The organism is Nitratireductor indicus C115 (assembly GCF_000300515.1).
GTDB classification, from domain to species: Bacteria; Pseudomonadota; Alphaproteobacteria; order Rhizobiales; family Rhizobiaceae; genus Nitratireductor; species Nitratireductor indicus.
Window position 1 is genome coordinate 1 of record NZ_AMSI01000066.1, and the last position, 719, is coordinate 719.

A 719-nucleotide genomic window follows, 5' to 3' on the forward strand; every position below is an offset into this window, starting at 1 on the left:
AATCTGACATGGAAATCACGCGCAACGGCGTCGCCGGCAACGCGCTTCACGGACAGAGCCACTTTCGCGGCCTCAACCGAGCCCGGCCCAAGAATGGGAAAATCCTTCAAGACGATCCGCAGCTTGGGATCCTCGGCGACAAGCGCCTTGACGTCAGGTGCCGCCCGCTTGCAATAACCGCAGTTGAAGTCGAAGAATTCGACGAGCGTAGCATCCCCGTCCGGGTTTCCTAGGATCACATCGTCGCTCGCTCGGAGCAACGCATCAGTCTCGGCTACTATCGCTTGTGACCTGGCCTCGGCCTGATCTGCTTGGTTCCGCTTCTCAAGCTCCGTAAGTGCTTCCTCGATGATCTCCGGGTTTTGCATGATGTATTCGCGGACGATCTTCTCGACCTCCGCGCGATCGATCGATTGGGCATAGGCCGGCGAGGCCGTTGTTAACACGGCAATGGCGAACCACCTTAGCCGACCAATGCGCGCAGCTTTCATCGTTCCGCTCCTGGCGGGGTGTCAGTCGAACAATCGGCCGAGGAAAGAACCGTGCCCTCGACCATGGTGTCCGCCATGACGATCATGGTCGCGATAGTCGCGGCGGTGATCTTCGCGGCAGTCATTTGATGTATTGCGTGAGGACACTTGCGTACGTCCGCGACCAGATTGCCTCTGGGCGTATTGCACCTCTTCCGCAGCGCTTCGTTCGATTATCTTGTCGAGTTC

Annotated in this window: 1 protein-coding gene and 1 pseudogene; both read right to left on the minus strand. The window is 58.4% G+C overall.

Annotation, left to right across the window (positions count from 1 at the left end; translation table 11 throughout):
- On the minus strand, positions 1 to 491 hold a 491-nt coding region (locus tag NA8A_RS24220), incomplete at its 3' end, for a DsbA family protein (protein ID WP_009453091.1).
- A gap of 21 nt (positions 492 to 512) precedes the next feature.
- A pseudogene (locus NA8A_RS25395) lies at positions 513 to 719 on the minus strand (TFIIB-type zinc ribbon-containing protein); the annotation flags it as partial.